This is a genomic window from Sneathiella chinensis (genome assembly GCF_012720115.1).
GTDB classification, from domain to species: domain Bacteria; phylum Pseudomonadota; class Alphaproteobacteria; order Sneathiellales; family Sneathiellaceae; genus Sneathiella; species Sneathiella chinensis.
In genome coordinates this window covers 50,806-75,486 of record NZ_VNWN01000007.1, presented here as the reverse complement: position 1 = coordinate 75,486, position 24,681 = coordinate 50,806, and the positions used below count along the sequence as shown (strand labels likewise).

General features: G+C 57.1%; 23 protein-coding genes. 15 read left to right on the top strand and 8 right to left on the bottom strand.

The genetic code is table 11. The annotated features are described in order from the left end of the window. Window positions 1-314 precede the first annotated feature (314 nt). The gene (locus FQB27_RS12805) at window positions 315-2,060 is read left to right on the top strand and encodes a hypothetical protein (protein ID WP_169561456.1); all 1,746 of its coding nucleotides are present in this window, start codon (window positions 315-317) and stop codon (window positions 2,058-2,060) included. A gap of 91 nt (window positions 2,061-2,151) precedes the next feature. After that, window positions 2,152-4,113, top strand: coding sequence for a hypothetical protein (locus tag FQB27_RS12800; RefSeq protein WP_169561455.1), 1,962 nt, complete (start codon window positions 2,152-2,154; stop codon window positions 4,111-4,113). Window positions 4,114-4,186: 73 nt separating this feature from the next. On the opposite strand, the gene FQB27_RS12795 is transcribed toward FQB27_RS12800, so the two are convergent. The 6 genes from FQB27_RS12795 to FQB27_RS12770 form a co-directional block, all read right to left on the bottom strand. After that, complete coding sequence (locus FQB27_RS12795) at window positions 4,187-5,704, bottom strand: M81 family metallopeptidase (RefSeq protein ID WP_169561454.1); 1,518 nt, start codon at window positions 5,702-5,704, stop codon at window positions 4,187-4,189. After that, a complete protein-coding gene (locus FQB27_RS12790) occupies window positions 5,701-6,696 on the bottom strand; it encodes an ABC transporter ATP-binding protein (RefSeq protein ID WP_169561453.1) in 996 nt (331 codons plus the stop codon). The genes FQB27_RS12795 and FQB27_RS12790 overlap by 4 nt, the downstream gene beginning before the upstream one ends. Next, entirely contained in the window at window positions 6,689-7,684 is a 996-nt protein-coding gene (locus FQB27_RS12785) for an ABC transporter ATP-binding protein (protein WP_206374644.1), read from the bottom strand. Before FQB27_RS12785 ends, FQB27_RS12790 begins: the two co-directional genes overlap by 8 nt. A gap of 5 nt (window positions 7,685-7,689) precedes the next feature. Further along, the gene (locus FQB27_RS12780; RefSeq protein WP_169561452.1) at window positions 7,690-8,619 is read right to left on the bottom strand and encodes an ABC transporter permease; all 930 of its coding nucleotides are present in this window, start codon (window positions 8,617-8,619) and stop codon (window positions 7,690-7,692) included. A gap of 10 nt (window positions 8,620-8,629) precedes the next feature. Continuing rightward, entirely contained in the window at window positions 8,630-9,607 is a 978-nt protein-coding gene (locus FQB27_RS12775) for an ABC transporter permease (RefSeq protein ID WP_169561451.1), read from the bottom strand. A gap of 69 nt (window positions 9,608-9,676) precedes the next feature. Further along, a complete protein-coding gene (locus tag FQB27_RS12770; RefSeq protein WP_169561450.1) occupies window positions 9,677-11,266 on the bottom strand; it encodes an ABC transporter substrate-binding protein in 1,590 nt (529 codons plus the stop codon). Window positions 11,267-11,446: 180 nt separating this feature from the next. Between FQB27_RS12770 and FQB27_RS12765 the strand changes: the two genes are divergently transcribed. From FQB27_RS12765 to smpB, 3 genes are all read left to right on the top strand, one after another. Beyond that, entirely contained in the window at window positions 11,447-12,373 is a 927-nt protein-coding gene (locus tag FQB27_RS12765; protein WP_169561449.1) for a LysR family transcriptional regulator, read from the top strand. 203 nt (window positions 12,374-12,576) lie between these two features. Next, a complete protein-coding gene (gene dapA / locus FQB27_RS12760) occupies window positions 12,577-13,452 on the top strand; it encodes a 4-hydroxy-tetrahydrodipicolinate synthase (protein WP_169561448.1) in 876 nt (291 codons plus the stop codon). A gap of 18 nt (window positions 13,453-13,470) precedes the next feature. Further along, entirely contained in the window at window positions 13,471-13,929 is a 459-nt protein-coding gene (smpB, locus tag FQB27_RS12755; RefSeq protein ID WP_169561835.1) for an SsrA-binding protein SmpB, read from the top strand. A gap of 63 nt (window positions 13,930-13,992) precedes the next feature. On the opposite strand, the gene FQB27_RS12750 is transcribed toward smpB, so the two are convergent. Further along, window positions 13,993-15,378 (bottom strand): phospholipase effector Tle1 domain-containing protein, encoded by a 1,386-nt coding sequence (locus FQB27_RS12750; protein WP_169561447.1) that lies wholly within the window; start codon window positions 15,376-15,378, stop codon window positions 13,993-13,995. 267 nt (window positions 15,379-15,645) lie between these two features. Then, on the bottom strand, window positions 15,646-16,263 hold the full coding sequence (locus tag FQB27_RS12745; protein WP_169561446.1) for a LabA-like NYN domain-containing protein: 618 nt from the start codon (window positions 16,261-16,263) through the stop codon (window positions 15,646-15,648). Window positions 16,264-16,463: 200 nt separating this feature from the next. On the opposite strand from FQB27_RS12745, the gene folK reads away from it, so the two are divergent. From folK to era, 10 genes are all read left to right on the top strand, one after another. Further along, window positions 16,464-16,997, top strand: a complete 534-nt coding sequence (gene folK / locus FQB27_RS12740) for a 2-amino-4-hydroxy-6-hydroxymethyldihydropteridine diphosphokinase (RefSeq protein WP_169561445.1) — start codon at window positions 16,464-16,466, stop codon at window positions 16,995-16,997. 100 nt (window positions 16,998-17,097) lie between these two features. After that, window positions 17,098-17,505 carry a DNA-directed RNA polymerase subunit omega gene (gene rpoZ / locus FQB27_RS12735; protein ID WP_169561444.1) on the top strand — a complete coding sequence of 136 codons (408 nt, stop codon included), beginning with the start codon at window positions 17,098-17,100 and terminating at the stop codon, window positions 17,503-17,505. A 109-nt stretch (window positions 17,506-17,614) separates the two neighbouring features. Next, window positions 17,615-19,768 carry a RelA/SpoT family protein gene (locus tag FQB27_RS12730; protein WP_169561443.1) on the top strand — a complete coding sequence of 718 codons (2,154 nt, stop codon included), beginning with the start codon at window positions 17,615-17,617 and terminating at the stop codon, window positions 19,766-19,768. A gap of 12 nt (window positions 19,769-19,780) precedes the next feature. Then, entirely contained in the window at window positions 19,781-20,368 is a 588-nt protein-coding gene (gene pyrE / locus FQB27_RS12725; RefSeq protein ID WP_169561442.1) for an orotate phosphoribosyltransferase, read from the top strand. A 21-nt stretch (window positions 20,369-20,389) separates the two neighbouring features. Beyond that, window positions 20,390-21,010, top strand: a complete 621-nt coding sequence (locus FQB27_RS12720; protein WP_169561441.1) for a DUF2062 domain-containing protein — start codon at window positions 20,390-20,392, stop codon at window positions 21,008-21,010. Continuing rightward, window positions 21,007-21,738 (top strand): pyridoxine 5'-phosphate synthase, encoded by a 732-nt coding sequence (locus FQB27_RS12715; RefSeq protein WP_169561440.1) that lies wholly within the window; start codon window positions 21,007-21,009, stop codon window positions 21,736-21,738. Before FQB27_RS12720 ends, FQB27_RS12715 begins: the two co-directional genes overlap by 4 nt. Window positions 21,739-21,784: 46 nt before the next feature. Further along, window positions 21,785-22,186, top strand: coding sequence for a holo-ACP synthase (gene acpS, locus FQB27_RS12710; RefSeq protein WP_169561439.1), 402 nt, complete (start codon window positions 21,785-21,787; stop codon window positions 22,184-22,186). Window positions 22,187-22,265: 79 nt separating this feature from the next. Continuing rightward, window positions 22,266-23,015 carry a signal peptidase I gene (lepB, locus tag FQB27_RS12705; protein WP_169561438.1) on the top strand — a complete coding sequence of 250 codons (750 nt, stop codon included), beginning with the start codon at window positions 22,266-22,268 and terminating at the stop codon, window positions 23,013-23,015. Further along, a complete protein-coding gene (gene rnc, locus FQB27_RS12700) occupies window positions 23,015-23,719 on the top strand; it encodes a ribonuclease III (RefSeq protein WP_169561437.1) in 705 nt (234 codons plus the stop codon). The genes lepB and rnc overlap by 1 nt, the downstream gene beginning before the upstream one ends. Continuing rightward, window positions 23,712-24,632: a GTPase Era gene (gene era, locus FQB27_RS12695; protein WP_169561436.1), complete on the top strand. Its 921-nt coding sequence runs from the start codon at window positions 23,712-23,714 to the stop codon at window positions 24,630-24,632. Before rnc ends, era begins: the two co-directional genes overlap by 8 nt. Window positions 24,633-24,681 lie beyond the last annotated feature (49 nt).

Below are 24,681 nucleotides of genomic sequence, written 5' to 3'. Positions count from 1 at the left end.
TGGGCCCTACGCTAGCAAGGAGCGGTTTAAGATTTGTAAATAAAAAGGTCGCATTTTAGAAAAACACGCATTTACTTTTCGCCCCGATACCTAACAGCCCGACAGGAGCGCGTGGGGGCGGTAAATCCATCCCACAAGATCAAATTCTGTTAAGACTGGCATTTCAATGTGCATACCCCTGTCGTCACACCCTTGATTACTTGAATAAGGGTGTATTCTTTCTTCTTCATTTTAATGTCTTTAATGAAATTTCAGGTTGTATTGTATGGCGGAATGACAATCTGAAATCCTTCAGGATCGTATGGAGGGTTTCGATGAGTGGTTTGTTCAAAGGCGGGCTTGTCAAAAGCCCCCGCTACTGGTTCGGACGGGTGACACGCCCCCAACACCGGACCGTTTTTACGCAGGATGCTGTCTTCGGTTTCGAGAACCGGAAAAATCTGGAGCGGATGATCCGGTATGAAAAATCCGGCGGGCCCTCCCTTGTAATGAATGCGTCCCGTTACGGCCTGGAAGTTCCCTTTTTCACAGACCATACGAATATTGCGAAAAATGAGGATACGGCGCAGTTGTTCGGATTATGGGATAGCGAGTTGAACCCGCTTTGCTACATTGACTATCCTCGGACAATCTGGAAATCCGTTCGTGATCGAAACGGGCTTCTGGAAATCAGTCTCCAGTATGACAAGGCGCCGTGGAACCCGGATCGCCTGATCACCTATCTGGCCGAGCATGGAACGGGTAAACTGGAAAGACTTCTGACCAGTGACTTGTTTGACACCTATCTGGGAAGGTTAAACCTGACCGATCAGGAAATTGAGAAGATTTATACCCAGCAGATTGATGACACAATCACCGAGATCGCAAAGGAGGATAACTACAAGTCCTATCTGATGATACAGGACTACTTCTCCGGCGGTCTGACGACCAATCCGCTGAAGCCCGAAATTGCCCAGGCGTATATTCACAAGGTCCGGGTTTCAGAAGAGGCGACCCTTTCCTTTACGGATGTGGAATTCGGTTTCTTCTTTTTCATGATCCCACCTGAGGAACGCGGCAATCTGGCTATTGTCCTGAACGGGGGGGGAATTGCCAACACCGCCGATATTTGTGATCGATTGTTGCATTTGTTGCGCCTGAAGGAACGCCATGATGAGCCGACCTATGAGGCGGCCCTGAAGGCGTTTCAGGACAGGATCAGCGGGTCATCAGAAGGACTTCCCGAGGCCGCAGGGCTGATCAACAGTATTCGCGGACTGCCTGCGATTGACGGGTTTCTGCAGCGGGCCAGCGACTTCAAGCGGCGTAATTTTGAAAGCCTGTGCCTGAAAATGGTGGCCCGATACGAAAACAGGCCGTCGGAACGGGCGGGCCTGTTGACGGTTCTGCAATTCCGCCAACCCAAGGGGGCCCCGCCGATTGTGGTGCCGGTCCTGATGTATGACGAAGGGGGCGGGGTGCAGATACAGGAGCTTCTTCCCCCCGCAGGGGAAGGGTCGTTTTTTACGTGGGGACTGGCCACGTATCAGGTGCAGTTGTCGCTGGAAACAGCGACCCCGTCCGCCAACTTTTGCTATGTGGGGAATGTCCGCTCCTTTCTGGAGAAGACGCGGGACTGCAAGCGATCCAGCGACTTCTTGGTGCGGACCCGGCAGTTGTATCAGTTGCTGAGTGTCCTGAGCCACGATATCCGCGACATTGATGGGCAGTCCGTGAGCCTGCCGGTTGGGCCCGGACACTGGCGGAACCTTCTGAAATATCTGGATGCGGGCACGCTTCTGACCTGTGATTTCACCCTCAGGAAGAACCCGCCGCTGGTGGCGGTGGGGCCGGACAGGGCGGATGGGGAAGACGCCCCCTTCGAGACGGTCCTTGTTGATGCGCTAGAGAATTATCATTTCCGGCTGGGACTGACCGGTCCCTTTCCGCATGGATCAAGCACGGGCCGCAAGAAAGACAAACTTCCCGAAGGATATTCCCTGCCCACCATATTCCCTCATCATCTTGGCGCTGCCGAGGATTTGAAGACAGACTTCGGTTTTGCCGTGATTGAGGACTAGCCCGGAAGTCGCCTTTCGGACAAGGGAGGGCGCTGGTCTTGCGCCCGGCCCCCTCTGGTTTTGACTTTTCTGATCTGACAGGATTTAGCACATGCCTTATGTAACACGCACGCTGTCCCTGCTGGGGCGACGACTGGCAGCCTTCAATGGGGTTTCCGGGGTCTTTCGGTCCCAGGTTCGGGGGTATCATTTTACCAGCCTGCCCGATTATGACATGACGCGGGAGGAATTCCGCGCTCCTGACGGGGACAGGTTGGGATGCTATCGGGAGCGGCAGGATTTCCGAACCTATTATCATTCGGTCTGTCGGCGTCTCGGGGTGCGGCCCGAAGTGGATGGTCATGCCGTTCAGGCCATGATGGACGCCTATGGGGATGACATTGACCCGATTGACGATATTCACGGGGCGGTCAGTGCCTCGTCCACCCGAACCGATATTAAGGCGCCGATTGTCAACCGGGGCGGGCAGGACAGGGACGCGCCCTCGGAAATCCGCTGGCCATCTGCCTATGCGGCGCCGGTTGGCCGGGTTGGTGGCCTGATCGAGAATACGGTCTTTGCCTGCCTTGAAAGCGAGGTGGAGAGGAACCTTCTTTTTGCCGAGGAAATGTCCTCCCGCATTGAAGAGGGGGAGGGTGAACTGACCTCCGTCCTGCAATATTATGTGGGGCGGGGCGCGCCGATTTCCTTTCAGGCCATGAATTTCCTGCTGCAGGCGAAAACCGGCCGGGGATTGAGCGCGGCAGACATGAAGGACCGCGAGACGGTGGAGGCCCTGTGTCATGCCTATCTGGAGGGGATCCTGCCCGGCGTCGCCGCAGAGTTCAAGATCGATATGGAACGGCAATGCCTGTCCGCTGTTCATATGCAGTCCCCCCATTCGTCGCTTGTCCTGAAATTCAAGCGCACCGACGGGCGGGATGGCTATCTTGGCGGCGAGGTGGGCCGCCCCAGCTTTACCTATGTGAACGGCAAGCTGGTGCAGAATGCCCATGAGCAGGTTGTTGATCCGGCCGTTTTCCAGTCCATGAACCGGACGCGGGTGCCGGTCCGGGACCTACCGCAGACATTGGAACAGTTTCAGGCGCTGGACCGGAAGGCAGATGTTCATGATTTTGACCACTTTGATGGCCTGCCTGTGGGGGCTTTCAGGGCGGATGATGAACGGGCCCCGCTGGACCCGGCGCTGAGCCTGATTGACAAGGCCGAAGGGAGCCGGACCACTTTCCTGAGCGATGGGGTGCCGGTGGCGCTGGTGTCCCGGCCGGTGCCGGATGCCCGGAACCTTGCGAAGGTTTTATGCTTCCTGACCGGTCGCCATCCGTGGGAGGCCCTTCGTTTCGGGGGCTATTTCGCCCATGACGCAGGGATGGGACAAAGCCGCGCCTGTGAGGCGCTGGTGATCATGGGGGCGGATATTGCGGGCATCCGGCCGGAAGACCTATTTCCAGCCCTCCGCCATGTGCCAGCCTTTGATTTTTCGCAGGACATGCGCGAAACCCTGTATGAAAACTTTCTGCATTGCGAATTGAACGAGCAAGTGGAGGGCAAGGTCCGGCATCAGCTTTTCAGTCTGGAAACAGCCCGGGAGGGGCTTCGCCTGATCGGCAATGCGTTTGTCACCATGCAGGTTTACAAGGATATTCTGGGCGAAGCGGAACGGCGGATCGAGCAAGCCGAGCGGCAGGGGGCAACCGATAGAGAGGCTGAGGAAATTCGGGCGGATATCCTGTCAAAAACCCTTAATTTCGAGCGTCGATACGAACATTTCTGGGCTGTTGCGACGGGCCTTCTGATCAATATGCACCGCAGCTTTGGCCCGGACATATTGCGGGATGGCAAGGGGGACGGGGGCGCGCTTCCGCTTTTGACCGCGACCCGGAAAATCCTTATGGAAAAGATCGAGACCCTGAGCCGCAAACTTTATAAGGCGCGGACCGAGGGGGATGGCACGGCCCAGACCACGGTGCGGCTATCCCTTGAACTGGCGGAACAGGCGCTGGGCTGTCTGTCCGGGATCGAGGCTGAACTGGAACAAAAGGGGACTGGTTAGGCCTGATCCTGTCCTGATCTGGCCTGACAAACACGTCGGACCGATAGACATGCGGAAGCGGCTTTCCAGCTTTTTACGCGCTGGACCGCTGCTGCAGGGTTTGTCCGTTGGGACTGAGGCGCACATCCGGGCGGATGTTCCGATAGGGGATCTGCCCGGGATCAAGGAGCACCGGTCCCGGTGCCAGCGCCACAAGAACCGAATGGGCGATGGGTTCAAAATCGGCCCGGAAATGAACAGAGCTTTTCAGGGCAATGATCTTTTTCCCGGTGGGATCAACACCCAGATGCCGAAACATGGACTGGTCTCCGGTCTGGATGGTCTTGCTGGATACCGCGATCTGGACACCGCCCCGTTCCAACAGGGCACAGAGGCCTAGCTGCATTCGCGCCCCTTTCCACATGGGGCCGGTGCCGGTAAACTCCCCATCCCCAAGGGCCAATACCCGAAAGGTGCCCTGAACGGGCCTGTCCCCCTTGAACAGTTTGCCGCCAAGCCGGGCCTTGATCTCGGCGCCTTCCCCCGCCACATGGGCTTGCAAGGCGGTTTCCCCGTCAGCGATGAACCCGCAAAGGGCATCTTCGGCCCCTGCAGCCAGCAACGCCCTCAGAACCCCGGTGGTATCGCCGCTTCCCCCGGCGCCGGGATTGTCCTGTGTATCGGCAATGATAATGGGCAGCGCGGCATGGCGGGCTTGCCCCATGGCTTCCTCAACGGCGGCGGGTGCGGGCAGGCCGACAGGCTCAAACGCCTGCTCTGTTGTCTTCAGTAACTCAAGGACGTGATCGGCGGTGTTATCGGCGGTTTGCTTGTCTTGGGCATGGACAAGGATGGCGGGGCCAGCCTCGTGGATGTCAGACAGGGCAAATCCCGCCGCGAACGACATATGGGTCAGGTCGGGCAGGTTGCCCCGAAGGGTGTTCAAATTGGCCATCAGTGTCCGGCAGGGTTCGATGGTGGTGCATCCAAGGTTCAGCGGGATCAGGTAATCCGGTTTTCGAAGCGCCTTGTGATAGCGGATATCCCGATCGATCATGTCCAGCAGGATATGGGCCGTGCGATAGCCGGTCTCTGCCATGTCCGTATGGGGATATTCCCGGTAAACATCCAGATAATCCGCATATTCCAGCATCTTTTCGGTGATGTTGGCGTGATAGTCGAGACTGGCCGCGACGGGGACGCCGGACCCGGCCAGCATGGCGATCCGGCGGAGAAGTTCGCCCTCCGCATCCTCGTAATGCTCGCTGACCATGGCGCCGTGAAGGTCCAGATACACCCCGTCCAGTGTGCCCGCCGCCGCCAACTGATCCGTGATCATGCCGGCGATCCGCTCGAACGCATCCCGCGTTACATGGCCGCACGGAACCGCGAAGGCCCATGTCAGGGGAACAATCTCCGCATCCGGCTCTTGTGACAGACGGCTGAGTGCGCCGACCACAGGCAGGTGAAACCCGGCCACTGTGTCCAGCATATCCGGCCCGCTGCAAAGCGGCGGCCAGTCCTTGGTCATGGAGAAGGACTGAAAGTCGGCCTTGTGATCTGCAAAGGTGTTGGTCTCGTGCTGAAAACCGGCGACGGCAATTCGTTTCATAGTCTTTTCTCTTGCACGGCGTGACAGGCGACCCGCGTCGGGCCATGGGTTTGAAGGGTGGGGCGCTCGCTTCTGCAGCGGTCCTCTGCATGGGGGCAGCGGGGATGGAAGTAGCAACCTGTTGGTGGGGTGATGGGGTTGGGAACCTCGCCGGTGATGGTGGGGCGGTTGCTTTTGCCCTGCAGGTCCGGGACCGTTGCCAGCAGCATCCGGGTATAGGGATGGCGCGGGTTTGCAAACAGTTCCGATTTGGGCGTGATTTCGCAGATCCGGCCAAGATACATGACCCCGACCCAGTCGGACATGTGATCGATCACCGCCAGATCGTGACTGATGAACAGGTAGGTCAGGCCCAGTTCATCCTGAAGCTGGGTCATGAGGTTCAGGATTTGCGCCTGAACCGATACATCCAGCGCCGATGTGGGTTCATCACAGATCAGGAATTTCGGGCGGCTGGACAGGGCGCGGGCGATGGAGATCCGCTGGCGCTGTCCGCCGGAAAATTCATGGGGATATTTTTCGCCGTCACTGGCCGACAGGCCAACCTGTTCCAGCAACCGGGCAACCTGTTGCCGTTCATCGGCCTTGTCCCGGGCCAGTTTGAAGGCGCGGATCGGTTCGGCCACAATGTCCCGCACGCGCCAGCGCGGATTGAGGCTGGCATAGGGGGACTGGAAAATCATCTGGACCTGTTCGGCCGCGTCGCGCTGGTCCTGTCGGGCGGCAGGAAGGTCGGCGTCGGTGCCGTTGATGGTGATCTGGCCGTCATGAATGCGGCACAGCCCGGCCACGGAGCGGGCAACCGTGGATTTCCCGCATCCCGACTCGCCCACCAATGAAAAGGTCTGCCCTTTGGTGATCGAGAAACTGAGGTCATCCACCGCCTTCAGATATTGGCGCGGCAGCTTGTTCAGCAGGCGGGTTACCAGCGGCGGCGAGACATCGAAATAGACTTTCAGGCTGTCCACCTGAACGGCGACCTGTTCAGGCATAGGCGGTTTCCTTCCTGTTTTCCTGTTCTGTCAAAAGCCAGCAGGCAACCTGCCGCTGCTCATCCGCAGTGGTGTCAAGTGGAGGGACATGCCTGAAACAGCGGTCCAGGGTTTGTGTGCACCGCGGATTGAAGGCACATCCCTCCGGCCGCGCGTTGAGGCGCGGCATGGCCCCCTCGATATTCGGGAGGGTTCTGAGATTCTGGCCGATCTGGGGAATGGAATCCATCAGGCCCCGGGTATAGGGATGGCGGGGCGTGTCGATCACATCCCGGACCTTGCCCATTTCCACAAGGCGCCCGGAATAGATGACGGCCACCCGATCGGCGGTTTCGGCAATGACCCCCATGTCATGGGTCACCAGCATGGTGGCGACCCCCTTTTCCCGGGCCAGTTTTTTCAACAGGTCGATGATCTGCGCCTGAACCGACACATCCAGTGCCGTTGTCGGCTCGTCCGCGATGATCAGGCAGGGATCACAACAAAGCGCCAGCGCGATCACCACCCGTTGACGCATCCCGCCGGAAAATTCGTGGGGATAGGCGTCAAAGCGGCGTTCAGGGGCGGGGATGCCCACCTCGGATAATAACTGGATGGCCTTGTCCCGTGCCCCGGCGGCGCTCAGCTTTTGGTGGGTCAGGATGGTCTGGGTCAATTGCCGACCGATGGTATAAAGCGGATCAAGGCTGGTCAGCGGGTCCTGGAAGATAACGCCTATCTGTGCCCCGCGAACCCGGCGCATGGCGTTTTCGGACAGATGGGTGATATCCTCGCCGTTCAGGCGGATGGTCCCGCCGGAAACCCGGCCGGGCGGCTCCAGCAGGCCCACAACCGCATTGCCGGTCAGGGATTTTCCCGCCCCGGATTCGCCCACAACCCCCAGAATCTCGCCGGCCTCAATGGACAGGGACAGTCCCTCAACAGCACTGAGGATACCGCGGCGGGTTGGAAACTCGATAGACAGATCGGAAATATCCAGAACAGCCATGATGCTTACCTCAGTTTCGGGTTGAAGGTGTCCCGCAGCCAGTCCCCGATCAGGTTGACCGACAGAACAAGGATGACAAGGGTCAGGGCCGGGAAGAAGGTGATCCACCATTCGCCCGAGAATAAAAAGCTGTTGCCAATGCGAATGAGAGTCCCGAGTGACGGTGTCGTGGGAGGGACGCCAACGCCCAGAAAGGACAGGGTCGCTTCAATAATGATGGCAACAGCAACTCCGATGGTCGCGACAATCAGGGTCGGACCGATCACGTTCGGCAGGATGTGACGCAGCAGGATCAGCGGCACCGGGGTGCGGATCAGCTTGGCCGCAGCGATATAGTCCTTGTTGCGTTCCACAAGGGTGCCGCTGCGGGTGATGCGGGCATATTGGGGCCAGCTTGCAATACCGATGGAGGCCACCAGAACCGGGATCGCCACCACTTCGTGCAGGTCCCGACTGATCGAGGTGCGGGTGATGCCGTCGATCATCAGGGCAATCAGGATCGGGGGAATGGTCAGTTGAATATCGGCAATGCGCATGATCACGGTATCGACCCAGCCGCCGCTATATCCGGCGATGATGCCAAGGGGGATGCCGATCCCGATGGACAGCAGCACACTAAGCAGGCCAACGGTCAGGGACACTTGTGTCCCGTACAGGATGGCCGCGAAAATGTCCCGGCCCTGACCATCGGTGCCCATCACATGCAGGGCGGTGCCGCCGTCTTCCCACGCCGGCGGGATGAAGGCGTCCATCAGGTTCAGGCTGCCCGGATCAAACGGGGTATAGCTGGTGAACAGCGGCGCCCCAAACGCCATGACAAACATCACCAGCGTGACAAGGGCGGCGATGATGGTCGCAGGTGAATGCAGAAAGCTGTAGGTGATGTCATGATCCAGAAAATCGTTCCGAAACTTGATCAGGCCTGCCTTGGTCATTTTCTTTCCCCTAGTGAACCAGATCGGCCCGCAGGCGCGGATCGACAACGAAATAGAGCAGATCGACAATCAGGTTGATGACGACAAAGAACAGGGCCACCAGCACCAGATAGGCGGACATGACAGGCACATCCGCGAACTGGACCGCCTGAATGAACAGGTTGCCCATACCGGGCCACTGGAAAACGGTTTCCGTGATGATGGAGAACGCGATCAGGGAGCCGATCTGAAGGCCGGTGACGGTAATGACCGGGATCAGCGTGTTTTTCAGGGCATGGCCATAGTTGATGTCGCGGCTTTTCAGGCCGCGGGCCTTGGCGAATTTGATAAAATCGGTGCGCATGACCTCCAGCATCTCGGACCGGATGATCCGGAGGATCAGCGTGGTCTGGTACAGGGCCAGCGTGATGGCGGGCAGGATGATGGCGCGCCAGCCACTGCCGGTCAGCAGACCGGTTGACCAGCCATCGGTGATCTGCACGACCTCGCCCCGGCCAAAGGACGGCAGCCAGTTCAGTTGCACCGCAAAGATATAAATCAGCAGGATACCGATAATGAAGGTGGGCAGGGAGACCCCGATCAGGGATGAGGTCAGGGTCAGCCGCGCCAGCCAGTGATTTTTACGAAGGCCCGTGAACAGCCCCCCCGCAACACCGAGGCCGATGGCGATCAGGGCCGAGACAAAGACCAGTTCCAGTGTGGCGGGCATCCGTTCCGCCACCAGTTCCTCCACCGGGCGTTGCAGGCGATAGGAAATTCCGAAATCCCCCTGTACCGCATTGCCGACAAAACGGGCGAACTGGACAAGAAACGGATCGTTCAGGCCCAGATTTTCCCGCAGTTGCTCCATATCTTCGGTCGAGGTTTCTTGTCCCACCATGTTGCTGATGGGGTCGCCCACGAAATTGAACAGAAAGAAACTGATCAGGGCCACAAACAGCATCACCACGGTCGATTGCAACAGGCGCTTCAGGATAAAATTGATCATACAGTCCCCCGATCCGAAAAAAGAGGGCCCGGCTTTTCAGGGCCGGGCCCACCCCCCGAGTGTCCGGCCTTAGCCGTCCAGTTTTGCCCAATAGAAGCGCGGCATGTTGTTGGGTTCGATCGGAATATCGAGGCCCTTCTTCATGGCCCATGCGATCATTTGGTGATGCAGCGGCAGGTACGGGACATCCGCCTGGATCTGGGTCCAGATTTCGTGGATCATCTGGTTCCGTTTTTCTGCATCCACAATGCCGCGAATGGCCTCGATCTTGGCATCCAGTTCCGGTGTGCCGTATCCGCCGGCGTTCCAGGACCCGTCGGAATGCATCAGATAGTCAAAGATAAAGCCGGAATCCATGGTCGGGATGCCCCAGCCCAGTAGGTAGAAATCCGTTCCCTTGCCGGTGATCAGCGGGAAATGCTGGGTTTTCGGTTGGGAATTCAGGTTGGCCTTGATGCCGATTTTCTGCAGCATGCCCACCGTGGCCTGACAGATGGCCTCGTCATTCTGGTAGCGGTTGTTGGGGCAATCAAGCTGCACTTCAAACCCTTGCGGATATCCGGCTTCCGCCAGCAGTTCCTTACCCTTTTCCGGGCTGTAGGGCAGGCGGTTCTTGTCCCATTCCGCGCGATAGCCGTTGATGGGCGGCTCAATCACCATGCCCGCCGGGGCGGACAGGCCGCGCATGACCGCGCGCTTGATGGCCTCGATATCAATGGCGTGATAGAAGGCCTTGCGGACCCGCACATCCTTGAACGGGTTGGTGCCCTTGACGCTGGAATTGCGAAGTTCTTCGGACCGCACGTCAAAGCCGTAGAAAATTGTCCGGATTTGCGGTGTTTTTTCCACCTTCAGGGCGTCATGCCGTCCCAGCCGGTTCAAATCCTGAATGGGCGGATCGGTCAGCAGGTCCACCTCGCCGGACAGCAGGGCCGCCACGCGGGTCGCGTCATTGGCAATCGGTGTCCAGACCACCTTGTCGATATTGTGCTTGTAAATCTCGTTCCCCCACCAGTCGGGATTGCGGACCAGCACGGTTTTCACGTCCGGCTCCCGGCTTTCCAGCTTGAACGCCCCGGTACCGTTGGTGTGGCGCACCGCATAGGTTTCCTGATTGTCCTTGAAATTCTGGGGCTCGGTGACGTTGTGTTCCTCGGACCATTCCTTGTCCATCATGAAGATGTTGATCAACTGGTCCAGCAGGATCGGGTTCGGCTTGTCGGTGACAAGCTGGACCGTATGGTCATCCAGTTTGCGCACCTCGGTAATGGTGTTCAGGTAGCCTTTCATCTGGCTGGTTTCCGCCTGTGCCCGCTTGATGGAGAAAATCACATCATCGGCGGTAAAGGCGTTGCCGTTATGAAACTTGACGTCCTTGCGCAGGTTGAACTGCCATGTCAGCGGATCAATACTTTCCCAGCTTGTCGCCAGTCCCGGCACCTTTTTCATTTCCGGGTCGCGCATGACCAGTGCATCATGCATCTGGATCCCGGCAAGCAGTGTGACCTGCGAGTTCAGCGCATAAGGGTCAAGCGTGGCCGCATCCCCCATATTGGCAAACCGCAGAATATTTTCGGCCTGTGCCGGCGTTGTGGTTGGCAGATACGCCAATCCAAGCGCCAGTCCCGCGACCGCGATGTTCCCAACTCTATACAGCATGATACCTTCCTCCGTGTTACAGAATGGTCATGCCAAGGCAGAACCTGTTGACCAGCGGGGCTGTCCGTCTTCCTTTTCCTGGCATGGGGGTTCTTCCTCCTTGTGAACCCGAAAAAATATTGACACGGGGCAATTCATTCGAAAAATATATTTTTGATATTAATAATATGAGGTTTTCTAATGAACGTATCCCTGAGGGTGATGCGGTATTTTGCGGCGGCGGCCCATCACAAAAGCCTGACACAGGCGGCGCAGGCCCTGAACATCTCGCAATCGGCGGTCAGCCTTGCGGTGGACAGTCTGGAACAGGAAACCGGTCTGACCCTGCTTAACCGCACCCGTTCAAAAGGGATTACCCTGACCACCAAGGGGCGGGAAATCCTGATCCGGGTGCAGGCAATTCTGGATCAGGTGGAAAAGCTGGAGACGGATATTCACGGAATTCGGCAGAATATTTCAGGCGAACTGCATGTGGGCTGCTTCAACGCCATTTCCCCGATTGTTCTGGTGCCGATCCTGAAGCGCCTGCAAACGGCCCATGCGGCCATTCATACCAATGTGGTGGAAGGCAATGTGCGGCATATCTTTGACAGCATCCACCGCGGCGAGGTGGATGTGGGCATTTCCTATGACGAGGCGGATATCAGCGCGGGCCTGAAAACCCGGACGCTGGCCGTGGTCCCGCCGCATCTGGTCCTGCCCGAGGGGCACCCGCTGGCGGCGAAGGCGCGGATATCGCTGGCCGATCTGGTGGACCAGCCCATGATCCTGCTCGATCTGCCAAGCTCCCGCCAGTATTACACGTCGTTATTTGAAAGTGCCGGGTTCGAGCCTAACTTTGTCTATAAGTCGGGGAATTATGAAATGATCCGAAGCATGGTCGGGGCCGGGTTGGGGCTGGCATTGCTGCAATCCAAGCCGCCCACGGACCTGACCCACAGCGGGACGCGGGTGGTGTGCCGGCCATTGGCGGAAACCCTGCGAAAATCCCGTCTGGTGGTGGCCTATATGGAAAGCAGTATCAACAGGAGGACGGTTCGGGCCTTTGTCGATGCCTGCGAGGATTATTTCACCACCCGGCAAAGCATGGACCTGATCGTTTCCTGAGCCGTATTGAGGGGCGGCGGGGCAGGGGTTTTCCCTTTGCCCGCATGGATGTACAGGAAAAATTTGGGGAAATCATCCATTGGCTAAAGATTACATCTTGCCAACAGTGTTAGTCTGCTTATAACTCGTTCTTTCCGGTTGTGGGCAGGGAAGAAAGCCCGGCGGAATTTTATGTGGAATTGCAGTCAATAAAGGAAACTGTCATGTTTAGAGGATCACTTACCGCACTTATCACTCCGTTCGATGGAGAGAGTGTGGATGAGAAGTCATTCCAATCCTTTGTAGACTGGCAGATAAAATCCGGAACAAAGGGGCTGGTGCCGGTTGGCACCACAGGCGAGTCACCGACCCTCAGCCACCCGGAGCATGACCGTGTGATCGAGCTGTGCATCGAGGCCGCTGATGGCCGCGTTCCGGTCATGGCCGGTGCCGGTTCCAACAACACCAAAGAGGCCATCCGTCTCAGCCAGCAGGCACAGAAAGCCGGTGCCGATGCGGTTCTGATCGCCATGCCCTATTACAACAAGCCGACCCAGGAAGGCATGTATGCCCATTACGAGGCCATCAACAATGCCGTGGATATCCCGATCTATATCTACAACATTCCGGGCCGCAGTGTGGTTGACATGACCCCGGAAACCATGGGTGAGTTGGCCAAGCTGAAAAATATCGTTGGCGTCAAGGATGCCACCGGCGATGTGGCGCGGGCATCCCTGCAGCGCCTGCATTGCGGCAAGGATTTCAACCAGTTGTCCGGCGAGGACGGCTCTGCCATCGGGTTCAATGCCCACGGTGGTAACGGCTGTATTTCCGTGGCGTCCAATGTGGCACCCGCCCTGGTTTCCGAAATGCAGGAAGCCAGTCTGGCCGGTGACATGAAGAAGGCTCTGGAACTTCAGGACCTTTTGATGCCGCTGCATCGTGCTTTGTTCTTGTTTGCAAGCCCGGCACCCACCAAGTATGCCTTGTCCCTTCTTGGCAAATGCAAGGAAGATATCCGCCTGCCGCTGGTCAAGGTTACCGAACCGATCAAGCGCGAGGTCGAGGCTGCCATGCGTCACGCGGGGATTTGGAACTAATCCCAAGTGAGTAAGGTTATGGGCAACAGCAAGACAATCGCCGAAAACAGGAAAGCCAGATACAACTATTTCATTACCGAAGATTTTGAGGCTGGAATTATGCTCGTCGGGACGGAGGTGAAAAGCCTTCGTGCTGGCGGTGCCAATATTTCAGAATCCTATGCGTCTTTCGAGAATGACGGATTGTATCTGGTGAATGCCCATATTGCTGAATATGACTATGGCAACCGGTTCAATCACGATCCCAGTCGCCCGCGCAAGCTGTTAATGCACAAGCGCGAACTGGCGCGCCTGCACGCGCAGGTGCAACGGGCTGGCAAGACCCTTGTGCCGCTGACCCTGTATTTCAACGACAAGGGCAAGGTCAAGGTCAAGCTGGGGCTTGCGGCGGGTAAGAAACAGCATGACAAGCGGGCAACCGAAAAAACGCGGGATTGGGACCGCGAAAAGCAGCGCCTGCTGAAGAATAACGGCTAGCAGGCCGGAAGGCGCCCCGCCGTCAGTCCTTGCGCCATACAGGCCGGTCTTGGCGGGGTGTTTCTAGTGAATTCTGACTTGTGTCTGCTGAAGCTGGTTGCGTTCCAGCTCCTGTGCGAATTCCACACCAACAGACTGGTCATGAGACCAGACCACATGCCCCTCCATCCCGGAATCAAACAACAGCGCCGATCGTAAGGTGATGGGCGTTCCAACCGGCAGTTCGCGGGGGGTCCAGATGCGGGCGCCGCCGCGGCTGTAATCAATCAGGTTGCCATTATAGCGTTCCGCATTGACCAACAGGGTAGCCGGGCAATTGACCCGCATGCGCCGGAACCGCCGATGGGATTGGCGGCGTACCTCGATGGCGGCGGCAACGGGCAGGGTGGTTGACGCCGCCGCGTTCAGGGCCAGCGGATGATAGCTGTGATCCTGATTGCGGCGGGTATGCACGGATTCGTGGATTTTCTCGGTATCGGGGATGCGTTGCCGGGTGAAGTGGCTGTCTGCCCGTCCCAATGCCCGCACATAGCGGCGCTTGAACAGGCGGCGCCCCAGATCGCCGATCGTGCGGCGCTTGTAAAGCTGTCCCAACGGGTTGGGGTTCGTCAGGTCGTCAATTTTCTCATGATTGAAGCACAGGCCTTCCTCTTCCGCCTTGTGAACCAGCCACAGGAAGGCGATGTCCGACAGGCGACAATCCCGGCGGCCGCCGATGATATTTTCGTGGCGTCCGGTGAACCAGACCTGTTCCACGGATTTCAGGCATTTCTGGTCGCTGCTGTTTGTTCCAGCCCAGATCATGGCCTCATAGGCGGGATTGTCCTCATCAAGGGCAAGGGCCTGATAGGCCTTTTCCACATTCTCGCAAAGTGTTGGCGGGGTATCCTCTGACCAAAGGCGGGACAGGCGTTGCATGCCAAGGGTCGGGGTCCCCCGATGACCAAGCGAGTCCCAAAGCCCCAGAAAACGGATGCGGGCCGGTTGGCTGGTGAATTTTTTCCGCAATTCCTGGCCTGCGGGCGCATTCCGGGTCTCGTCGTCCAACTTGCTGTACAGATAGGCCTGCTGCAGGCTGGTCAGGCTGTCTGTTGTCAGAATGCCGGCGCGGGCCACCAGCATGGCCAGACAGTGCAGGCTGTAGGCCCCGCGACCCGCCCCGATCAGGTAAATATGGTCGCCGGGTCGATAGTGACGGCCCAGAAACTCATAGGCATGCAGGATTTCGGATTTGATCCCGGTCCCAAAAATCCGCCGCAAGGGGGCCGAGATCAGGGAACAGTCGGTTTTTTCGTTTTGCAGAAGCGCAATCTGGGGGGCGCCGTTGCGATTTTCCGGCATCAGGCATTGATGGGCAAGGGTGGCATTCCCGGTAACGGCACGACGGCCGCTTCTCAATTCTCGATTCGTCCACGAATGATCATTGCAGATAATCAATCGTCTGGTCATGACGTCTCTCCGATTTAGAAGTCGCTGCTCCCTCCGGTCTTGTGGTGTAGGGGCCGGATTCGGAGACGTGGAAATTTACGCTAGAAATACCGCATTCTACATAAAAATTTCCTAATATTCAAGGTTGCGATAACGAGGGGCGGTGCGTTTCGCGCTGTATCATATTGGAAATGGGTTTCAATTCAATGTCTTGCAGGGTGACATTGATCAGAAATGACAAGAATATTTTTTCCCCGGGACAGGGGGGTAGTGGGTCTGTATTACCCGTTATGCGCTTTTTTCGCGGCTGTCATAGTCGTCGAAATCATCGCCGAAATCATCCTCGTAATGATAGTTGTCGTCGTCATTACGCTGGGAAACGGCCCGCCCGATTTTCGGGGCCAGTTCCTTCAGTTCGATGAAAAAGTCGGCCTGACGGCGCAGTTCGTCGGCAATCATGGGCGGGTTTGTGCGGACCGTGCTGGCCACGGTGACGCGGACGCCTTTTCTCTGGATTGCCTCGACCAGACGGCGGAAATCCCCATCGCCTGAGAACAGGACAGCATGATCGATATGACTGCTGAGTTCCATCATGTCGATGGCCAGTTCAATATCCATATTGCCCTTGAGTTTGCGGCGGCCCGTGGCGTCGGTGAATTCCTTGGTCGGTTTGGTGACCATGGTAAAACCGTTATAATCGAGCCAGTCTACCAGCGGCCGAATGGGAGAGTATTCCTGATCTTCCATCAGTGCGGTATAATAGAAAGCGCGGACAAGTCGGGCCTGGGTGGCGAATTGACTGAGAAGTTTCTTGTAGTCAATGTCAAAACCAAGGGCCCGGGCGGCAGCGTAGAGGTTGGCGCCGTCTATGAACAACGCGATACGTTCTTCTGAATAAAATGTCATAGGAGTCCGACAAATCTCATAATTATTAGTTTTTTGTAATTTTTTATCGACAGTGCCGACACCCGCAGATGGTAACAAAGCTGTTTGAAATAAACCAGTATCAATTTAACCGGCACTTTTTGTTTCCCTGTGCTGTTATTCTGGAATATTAGTCTGGATTTTAAGTAGACATGCTGAATATTTAGTTGTGGAGAAGGTGTTTGATTATTATCGGGATGGGCGCAAATCTGATGCACCCGGTTTACGGTGAGCCTGTAAACAGTCTTGCCGCCGCCGTGGAGGAACTGGTCCGGCGGGGGGTGACGGTTGTTGCCCAGTCAAGCTGGTACCGGACGGCGCCGGTGCCCGTGTCCGACCAACCCTGGTATGTGAACGCGGTCCTGAAGGTGGAAACCGACCTGTCGGCGGCGGACCTGCTTGCGCTTCTGCACGAGGTGGAGCGGGAGTTTGGCCGGGTGCGGGAGGTCAAGTGGGAGGCCCGGGTGCTGGACCTTGACCTGCTGGCCTATGACGATCTGGTGACGGACAACCGGGACAAGGACGTCGGGGGCGTGATCCCGCATCCGCACATGCATGAGCGGGCCTTTGTTCTGGTGCCGCTGGACGAAATTGCGCCGGACTGGACGCACCCGGTTCACGGCAAGACGGCGCGGGCGTTTCTGGCCGATCTTGGGGACAGTCAGGTTTTTGACGTTGTGCCCGCAAAGGCACAATTCGTTGAAAATACCGGTTAATCGGCAAAAGGCTTGAATTTGTTGTGGGTTTAGCTTGCCAATTCCGGCGCAAACGCATATGTAGATAAGCAAATTACATACATTTGGAGTATTCATTCATATGGCTCGCGTAACCGTTGAAGATTGCGTCGATAAGGTTCCCAATCGTTTTGAGCTGGTCCTGCTGGCTGCACGGCGTGCAAGAAGTGTTGCCGCCGGTTCCATGATTACCGTGGATCGCGATAACGACAAGAACCCGGTTGTTGCGCTTCGTGAAATTGCCGATGAAACAATCGATCTGGATGATCTGAAGTCCAGCCTGGTTCACTCTTTGCAGCGTCGCGTTGAAGTGGATGAGCCGGAAGAGGACAACATGGCTGCGCTGATGAGCTCAAGCAGTGAGTGGGCCGGTGTGGTACAGGAAGGTGAGCCTGAGGAAACCTTCACTGCATCTGAAGTCGGCGCCACCGACGAGGCTCCAGCGGAAAATGAGGAAACAGAAGCAGACGATCCTTTCGCTGCAAGCTGATATCCTTTACACTCCATCGGGAAGGTCTCCGCGGACAGATTTGTGGCGACCGTCCCGATTTTCTTGTCTTCCTGGCAATCTCTCCGATCGCCCGCCTCGGAAAGTATGAATGTTACGGCAAGTTGAACTTGTAGAACGAGTCCTGAGTTATGACCCTCATGCAGATGAGGATCTCTTAAACCGTGCATATGTTTTTACCATCAAGGCGCACGGCAGTCAGGTTCGGGCATCAGGCGATCCGTATTTTTCCCATCCCATCGAAGTCGCGGGTATCCTGACCGATCTGAAGCTGGATATGGCGACGATTATCACGGCGCTGCTTCACGACACGATCGAGGATACGGTCGCCACCAAGGAAGAGATCGAGAAGAACTTTGGTGAGGAAATCGCCGTTCTTGTGGATGGTGTCACCAAACTTTCCCAGCTTGAACTTCAGTCGGACCGGACCAAGCAGGCCGAAAATTTCCGCAAGCTGCTGTTGGCCATGTCCAACGATATCCGCGTATTGCTGGTCAAGCTGGCGGACCGTCTGCACAACATGCGGACCCTGCATTTCATCAAAAAGCCTGAAAAACGGCAACGCATCGCCACGGAAACCATGGAAATCTATGCGCCGCTGGCAGAGCGGATCGGGATCCAGAGTTTCCGGGATGAACTGGAAGATCTTGCCTTTATCGAACTGAATGACGAGGCCCGGAATTCCATCCTGCGCCGCCTTGAGTTCCTGCGCGAGGAGGGGGAGGATCTTGTCTCCGGCATTGTCGAGACCCTGAAGGACGATTTGCACGAGGCCGGCTTGCAGGCGCAGGTGTCAGGACGGGAAAAACGGCCTTATTCCATCTGGCGCAAGATGGAAAAGAACAACGTTTCGTTTGAGCAACTGGCCGATATCATCGCCTTCCGTATCATCGTCGCGGATGTGGAGCAATGCTATCATGTGCTGGGGCTTCTCCATGCCAAATATTCCATGGTGCCGGGCCGGTTCAAGGACTATATCTCGACGCCCAAGCGGAACAATTACCAGTCGATCCATACCACCATCATCGGGCCGGAGCGGCAGCGCATTGAAGTGCAGATCCGAACCCGCGAGATGCACGAAACCAACGAATATGGTGTGGCGGCCCACTGGCAGTATAAGGAACAGATTGGCGGCGGTATGCAGGAAGGTCAGCAATATCGCTGGCTGCGGGAACTTCTGGAAATTCTGGAGGAAGCCTCCGACCCGGACGAGTTCCTTGAGCATACCAAGCTGAACATGTATCAGGATCAGGTCTTCTGTTTCACCCCGAAGGGGGACCTGATTTCCCTGCCGTCCGGCAGCAGCCCCGTTGATTTTGCCTATGCGGTTCATACGCGGGTCGGGGATACCTGCGTCGGGGCCAAGGTGAACGGCCGCATGACACCGCTTCGGACCGTGCTGCGGAACGGCGATCAGGTGGAAATCCTGCGCTCCAAGAACCAGACGCCGTCGCCCACTTGGGAAAGTTTCGTGGTCAGCGGCAAGGCGCGGTCCGCCATCCGGCGGTTCATCCGCCACCAGCAACGCGACCAGTATGTCGAGCTTGGGAAATCCATCGCGGAAAAGGCATTCCGTCTGGAAGGCAAGCCGTTTACGGAAAAGGCGCTGGCGCCGGTGCTCAAGGTCTGGGGCTGCGAAAATGTGGAAGATGTCTATTGTTGCCTTGGCGATGGCACCCATACGGGCAAGCAGCTTTTCGAAATTGTCTTCCCCGGCGAAAAACTGAAGCAGGCGGCAGACAAGGTTATCCCGCTGAACAAGGCCCGCAGTGGTCGGCGCAAGAAAAACGACAATGCCATTCCGATCCGGGGTCTCATTCCGGGTATGGCGCTGCATCTGGCCGGATGTTGCCATCCGCTGCCCGGCGACCGGATCGTGGGGATTGTCACCACCGGGCGAGGGGTGACCATTCACACCATTGATTGTGATACACTGGAACAGTTCGCGGATGTGCCGGAACGCTGGCTGGATGTTTCGTGGGATGCGGAAATTCAGGAAAACAGCATGCAGGTGGGGCGGATTTCGGTGGTCATGGCCAACGAGGCCGGTGCCCTGTCCAGCGTCACCTCGACCATCGCGTCCAACCACGGGAATATCAGCAACCTTGCCATTGCGAACCGAAGCGAGGACTTTTTCGAGATGCGGATCGATATCCAGGTTCGGGATGTTCGGCATCTGACAAATATCATTGCCGCCCTCAGGGCTGATCCTGTAATCAGTTCTGTTGAACGTGCCAGCGGCTAAAAGGAAGTATTGATGACACCAGAAGAAGTATTGACCCATTTCCGGGAAACGGATGCGTTGCTCGAAGGGCATTTCCTGCTCAGTTCCGGTCTGCATTCCGACCGGTATCTGCAATGCGCACGGGTTTTGATGTATCCGGACCGGGCGGCGGCCCTGTGCCGGGCGCTGGCGGACAAGGTGATTGCCGAGCTTGGGAACAATGCCGTGGATGCGGTGGTGGCCCCGGCCATGGGCGGCGTGATTGTCGGCTATGAAATGGCGCGCCAGTTGGGCGTTCCGGGCATGTTTACCGAGCGGGTGGACGGTGAGTTCACTTTCCGCCGCGGGTTCCATCTTGAAAAGGGCATGCGGGTCATTATGTCCGAAGATATCGTCACCACCGGCAAATCCAGCCGGGAATGTATTGAGGTTATCAAGGCCCATGGCGGTGATGTGGTCGGGGCAACCTGCCTGATCGACCGGTCCAATGGCACCGCCGATGTGGGGGTTCCGTTATTCTCGCTGATGGGGATGGATGTGAAAACCTATGCACCTGATGCCCTGCCAGAGCATTTGCAGGCCCTTCCGGCAATCAAGCCGGGAAGTCGCGACTTGAAATAGCGCCAGCCGAGCCCTATCAGGATGTTTCAGCGCCGCGCCAAACCGAGCTACATAAGAAGAATTGCCGATTTTTTCTGGCCTTCCATCGGTTTTGCGCGTTCCACCCGTTATCTTGGGTATCGACTGGCGCGGCTGCCGGGCACGCCCTATTCGCTGGCGGCGGGATTTGCCTTTGGGGCCGCAGTGTCGGTGACGCCGTTTGTAGGGCTGCATTTCCTCATTGCCGGGTTGCTGGCCTGGGGGTTCCGGGCCAATATTCTGGCATCGGCCCTTGGAACGGCTTTTGGCAATCCGTGGACCTTCCCGCTGATCTGGACCGGGACCTATAATCTGGGATACTGGATCATCGGCAAGGAAACCATGCGCAAGCTGGCTTTTGATGCCGGAACCATGGATACGTTTTTCACCACCTTCTGGCATATGGGCTGGGAAGGGGTGCGGGAACTTTTTCTGGGAGTGATTTTCCCGATGTTTGTCGGGTCCATTCCCGTTTTCTGTGTTATCTGGTGTGTTTTTTTCTATCCATTGCGGCTGCTAATTCGTAACTTTCATAAGAAACGGGCGGATATTTTGACCAACGCCCGCGAGGTTCGCAGTCAGGCCGGAGCAGTCTCTCAAGAGACCGCACGAGGGGAAAAATGAAAGAGTTGAGATTAGGCGTAAATATTGATCATGTGGCAACCATTCGTAACGCCCGCGGCGGTATTCATCCGGACCCGTTGCGCGCGGCCCTGATCGCCGAGAAGGCCGGGGCTGACGGTATTACCGCGCATCTTCGCGAGGATCGCCGCCATATTGCCGACGAGGATATTGCCCGTCTTCGGCGGGATATTACCGTGCCGCTGAATTTCGAGATGGCCGCCACCGAGGAAATGCTGCAGATCGCCCTGCAACACAAACCGAATGCCAGTTGTCTGGTCCCTGAAAAGCGGGAAGAGCGGACAACCGAGGGCGGGCTTGACGTGGCCGGTGCCCGGACCCAGTTACAGGATTATGTATCGGCCCTGAAGGGCGCCGGTATCCGGGTCTCGTTGTTTGTGGAACCGGATGCCCGCCAGCTTGAAGCAGCCGCTGCCCTTGGCGCGGATATTGTCGAGTTGCATACGGGAACCTATTGTGATGTTCCGGCCGGGCCAAAACGGGCGGCGGAACTGGACCGCATTGTCAAGGCGGCGACCATTGCCGGGGAACTGGGGCTGGAATGCCATGCCGGGCATGGTCTGACTTATGAGACCGTGACGGATGTGGCGGCGATCCCCACAATGCGGGAGCTGAATATCGGTCATTTCCTGATCGGTGAGGCGATTTTCATCGGGTTGGAAGCCGCCGTTCGGGAAATGCGCCAGCGCATGGACGCGGCCCGGTCCTGATCCGGTTTGGCCGGATGATCTATTTGTCATCGGAAGGGAAGACGCCGTGATTATCGGCATTGGAAACGACATTATCGATATAACGCGGATCGAGCGCACACTGGAACGGTTTGGGGACCGCTTTATCAGCCGTATCTATACGGATGTGGAAATCGCCAAGTCGGAGCGGCGCAAGAACCGGGTGGAATCCTATGCCAAACGCTATGCGGCGAAGGAAGCCTGTTCCAAGGCCCTCGGCACGGGGTTTCGCAAGGGCGTTTTCTGGAAAGACATGGGTGTCATCAATTTGCCATCAGGCAAGCCCACTTTGGCACTGACCGGCGGGGCGCTGTTGCAGCTTGAGAAGATCACGCCGCCGGGGACCCGCCCTGTCATTCATCTGACCATTACGGATGAACCGCCGCAGGCGCAGGCAATGGTGATCATCGAGGCTTTTCCGTTAGATTAAGCCAAAATTGAAGTTTTAAGCGGTTGCGCGGGCCTGTTGAACGTGCAATTGAATAGTCTGGATTGGGTGGACTTTTTTTATGAAAGAAGATGTGGTGAAAGACGAACGCTGGCTGGGAGAAACAATACGGACCGTCGTGTATGCCGTGCTGATCGCGATGGTCATTCGGACCTTTGCGTTCGAACCGTTCAAGATCCCGTCAGAGTCCATGTTGCCCACCCTTAAAATCGGCGATTACCTGTTTGTTTCCAAATATTCCTATGGGTTCAGCAAGCATTCCTTCCCGTTCAGCATGGGGCCGTTTGATGGCCGCATCCTCGAAGATTTGCCGGAACGCGGTGATGTGGCCGTTTTCAAGAAGCCCAAGGGCGAACCGATTGATTATATCAAGCGGATCATGGGCCTGCCGGGCGACAAGCTGCAAATGATCGATGGCGTGCTGTATATCAACGGCACAGCCGTCAAGCGCGAGCGGGTCGAGGATTATGTGGACCGCGATTTTTACGGCAATTTCCGCCGGATCGCGCAATATAAGGAAACCCTGCCCAGCGGGAAAACCTACATGACGCTGGACATGGTGCGGAATGGCAGCGCCGATAATACGGAAGTCTTTACCGTGCCGGCCGGGCATCTGTTCGCCATGGGCGACAACCGGGATAATTCAACGGACAGCCGGTTCCTGAGCCAGGTCGGTTATATTCCGGTGGAAAATCTTGTCGGCCGCGCCGAAATTATCTTCATGTCCCTGGAAGGGGATACAAGCTTCCTTGAAATCTGGAAGGTTCCCTTCGCTGCCCGTTGGGATCGCGTTTTTGACAGTCTGAATTAATGTCTACAGAAGTAACTGACCTGAAACCGTTGATGGTTGTTCTTGGCCATCGTTTCGCCGCTGAGGAATTGCTGGCGGAGGCTCTGACCCATACCTCCATGACCAAGGGTCGCAAGATGCGCAAGAAAGGCATCCGCGATTTCGAACGGCTGGAATTTCTGGGGGACAGGGTGCTGGGCCTTGTCATCGCCGAGGAGTTGTTCCGCCGTTATCCCCATGCGGAAGCGGGCCAGCTTTCGCGGCGGTTCAATGCGCAGGTGCGCAAGGAAACGCTGGCCGAGATTGCCCGGGATCTGGATATCGGTGCGTATTTGCGCATGTCTGTGGATCTGGCCACGTCCGGCGGGCGGGATAATCCGGCCATTCTGGAAGACTGTGTCGAGGCCCTGATTGCCGCCCTCTATCTGGACGGCGGGATGGAAGCGGCCTCGCAGTTTATTCGCGACCATTGGTGGAAACGCTTCGATTTTCTGGAAGCGGCGGAAAAAGACCCTAAATCATCCTTGCAGGAATGGGCTGCCAAGCGGGGCAAGGCCCCTCCTGTCTATGAAGTGATCAAGTCGGAAGGACCGGATCACAACCCGACATTCACCGTCGAGGTTACCCTTGAAGGGGTGACCCCGTGCCGGGCTGTCGGGGCGTCAAAACGGGTCGCGGAACAAGGCGCGGCCGAGAAAATGTTGAAAGATCAGTTGAATGGATAATTCTGTTTCCGAGGATGTGAACACCCGGTGTGGCTATGTGACCCTGATCGGTGCGCCGAATGCGGGCAAGTCAACATTGCTGAACCAGCTTGTCGGCGCCAAGATCGCCATCGTGACCCCCAAGGTCCAGACCACCCGGTCCCGGATCACGGCCATTGCCCTTGAAGGTCCGGCGCAGATCATTTTTGTGGATACTCCGGGCATCTTCAATCCGTCCCGGCGTCTTGAAAAGGCCATGGTCAACGCCGCGTGGGACGGGACGCAGGATGCGGACAAGATTGCGCTTCTGGTGGATTCCATCAAGGGCGTGACCAAGGATGTGGAGCGGATTATCGCTGGTCTTGAAAAGGCCGGATTGCGGGCTCATCTGATCCTCAACAAGATTGACGCCATCAAGCGGGACACGCTGCTGGGCCTGACGCAAAAGCTGATGGAACGGGGCGTTTTCGACAAGGTTTACATGATCAGCGCCCTGAACGGGGACGGTGTTGCCGACCTCAGGGCTGATCTGGCCAAGGAAATGCCTGAAGGCCCGTGGCTCTACCCGGAAGAGCAGCTTGCCATTGCCCCCATGCGCAACCTGGCCGCCGAAATCACCCGTGAAAAGCTGTTCCTGCGGCTTAATCAGGAACTGCCATATTCCCTGACCGTCGAGACGGAAAGCTGGGAAGAAAAAGCGGATGGGTCCGTTCGGATCAATCAGGTGGTTTATGTCTCCCGCGAGAACCACAAGCCCATCATTCTGGGCAAGGGGGGGCGGACCATCAAGCAGATCGGCGCCATGGCCCGCGAGGAACTTGAGGAAATCATGGAGCAGCGTGTACACCTGTTCCTGTTCATCAAGGTCCGCGAGAAATGGGGCGATGACCCGGAACGCTACCGCGAGATGGGGCTTGATTTCCCGACCGACTGATTTTCTACCAGAAGAAAGCGGAACAATCGTTCTGAAAAACAAGGGCCTT

Coding starts and splice junctions, on each gene's coding strand:
- FQB27_RS12805 (WP_169561456.1), top strand. CDS start 315: ATGAGTGGTTTGTTCAAAGGCGGGCTTGTCAAAAGCCCCCGCTACTGG.
- FQB27_RS12800 (WP_169561455.1), top strand. CDS start 2,152: ATGCCTTATGTAACACGCACGCTGTCCCTGCTGGGGCGACGACTGGCA.
- FQB27_RS12795 (WP_169561454.1), bottom strand. CDS start 5,704: ATGAAACGAATTGCCGTCGCCGGTTTTCAGCACGAGACCAACACCTTT.
- FQB27_RS12790 (WP_169561453.1), bottom strand. CDS start 6,696: ATGCCTGAACAGGTCGCCGTTCAGGTGGACAGCCTGAAAGTCTATTTC.
- FQB27_RS12785 (WP_206374644.1), bottom strand. CDS start 7,684: ATGGCTGTTCTGGATATTTCCGATCTGTCTATCGAGTTTCCAACCCGC.
- FQB27_RS12780 (WP_169561452.1), bottom strand. CDS start 8,619: ATGACCAAGGCAGGCCTGATCAAGTTTCGGAACGATTTTCTGGATCAT.
- FQB27_RS12775 (WP_169561451.1), bottom strand. CDS start 9,607: ATGATCAATTTTATCCTGAAGCGCCTGTTGCAATCGACCGTGGTGATG.
- FQB27_RS12770 (WP_169561450.1), bottom strand. CDS start 11,266: ATGCTGTATAGAGTTGGGAACATCGCGGTCGCGGGACTGGCGCTTGGA.
- FQB27_RS12765 (WP_169561449.1), top strand. CDS start 11,447: ATGAACGTATCCCTGAGGGTGATGCGGTATTTTGCGGCGGCGGCCCAT.
- dapA (WP_169561448.1), top strand. CDS start 12,577: ATGTTTAGAGGATCACTTACCGCACTTATCACTCCGTTCGATGGAGAG.
- smpB (WP_169561835.1), top strand. CDS start 13,471: ATGGGCAACAGCAAGACAATCGCCGAAAACAGGAAAGCCAGATACAAC.
- FQB27_RS12750 (WP_169561447.1), bottom strand. CDS start 15,378: ATGACCAGACGATTGATTATCTGCAATGATCATTCGTGGACGAATCGA.
- FQB27_RS12745 (WP_169561446.1), bottom strand. CDS start 16,263: ATGACATTTTATTCAGAAGAACGTATCGCGTTGTTCATAGACGGCGCC.
- rpoZ (WP_169561444.1), top strand. CDS start 17,098: ATGGCTCGCGTAACCGTTGAAGATTGCGTCGATAAGGTTCCCAATCGT.
- FQB27_RS12730 (WP_169561443.1), top strand. CDS start 17,615: ATGTTACGGCAAGTTGAACTTGTAGAACGAGTCCTGAGTTATGACCCT.
- pyrE (WP_169561442.1), top strand. CDS start 19,781: ATGACACCAGAAGAAGTATTGACCCATTTCCGGGAAACGGATGCGTTG.
- FQB27_RS12720 (WP_169561441.1), top strand. CDS start 20,390: ATGTTTCAGCGCCGCGCCAAACCGAGCTACATAAGAAGAATTGCCGAT.
- FQB27_RS12715 (WP_169561440.1), top strand. CDS start 21,007: ATGAAAGAGTTGAGATTAGGCGTAAATATTGATCATGTGGCAACCATT.
- lepB (WP_169561438.1), top strand. CDS start 22,266: ATGAAAGAAGATGTGGTGAAAGACGAACGCTGGCTGGGAGAAACAATA.
- rnc (WP_169561437.1), top strand. CDS start 23,015: ATGTCTACAGAAGTAACTGACCTGAAACCGTTGATGGTTGTTCTTGGC.
- era (WP_169561436.1), top strand. CDS start 23,712: ATGGATAATTCTGTTTCCGAGGATGTGAACACCCGGTGTGGCTATGTG.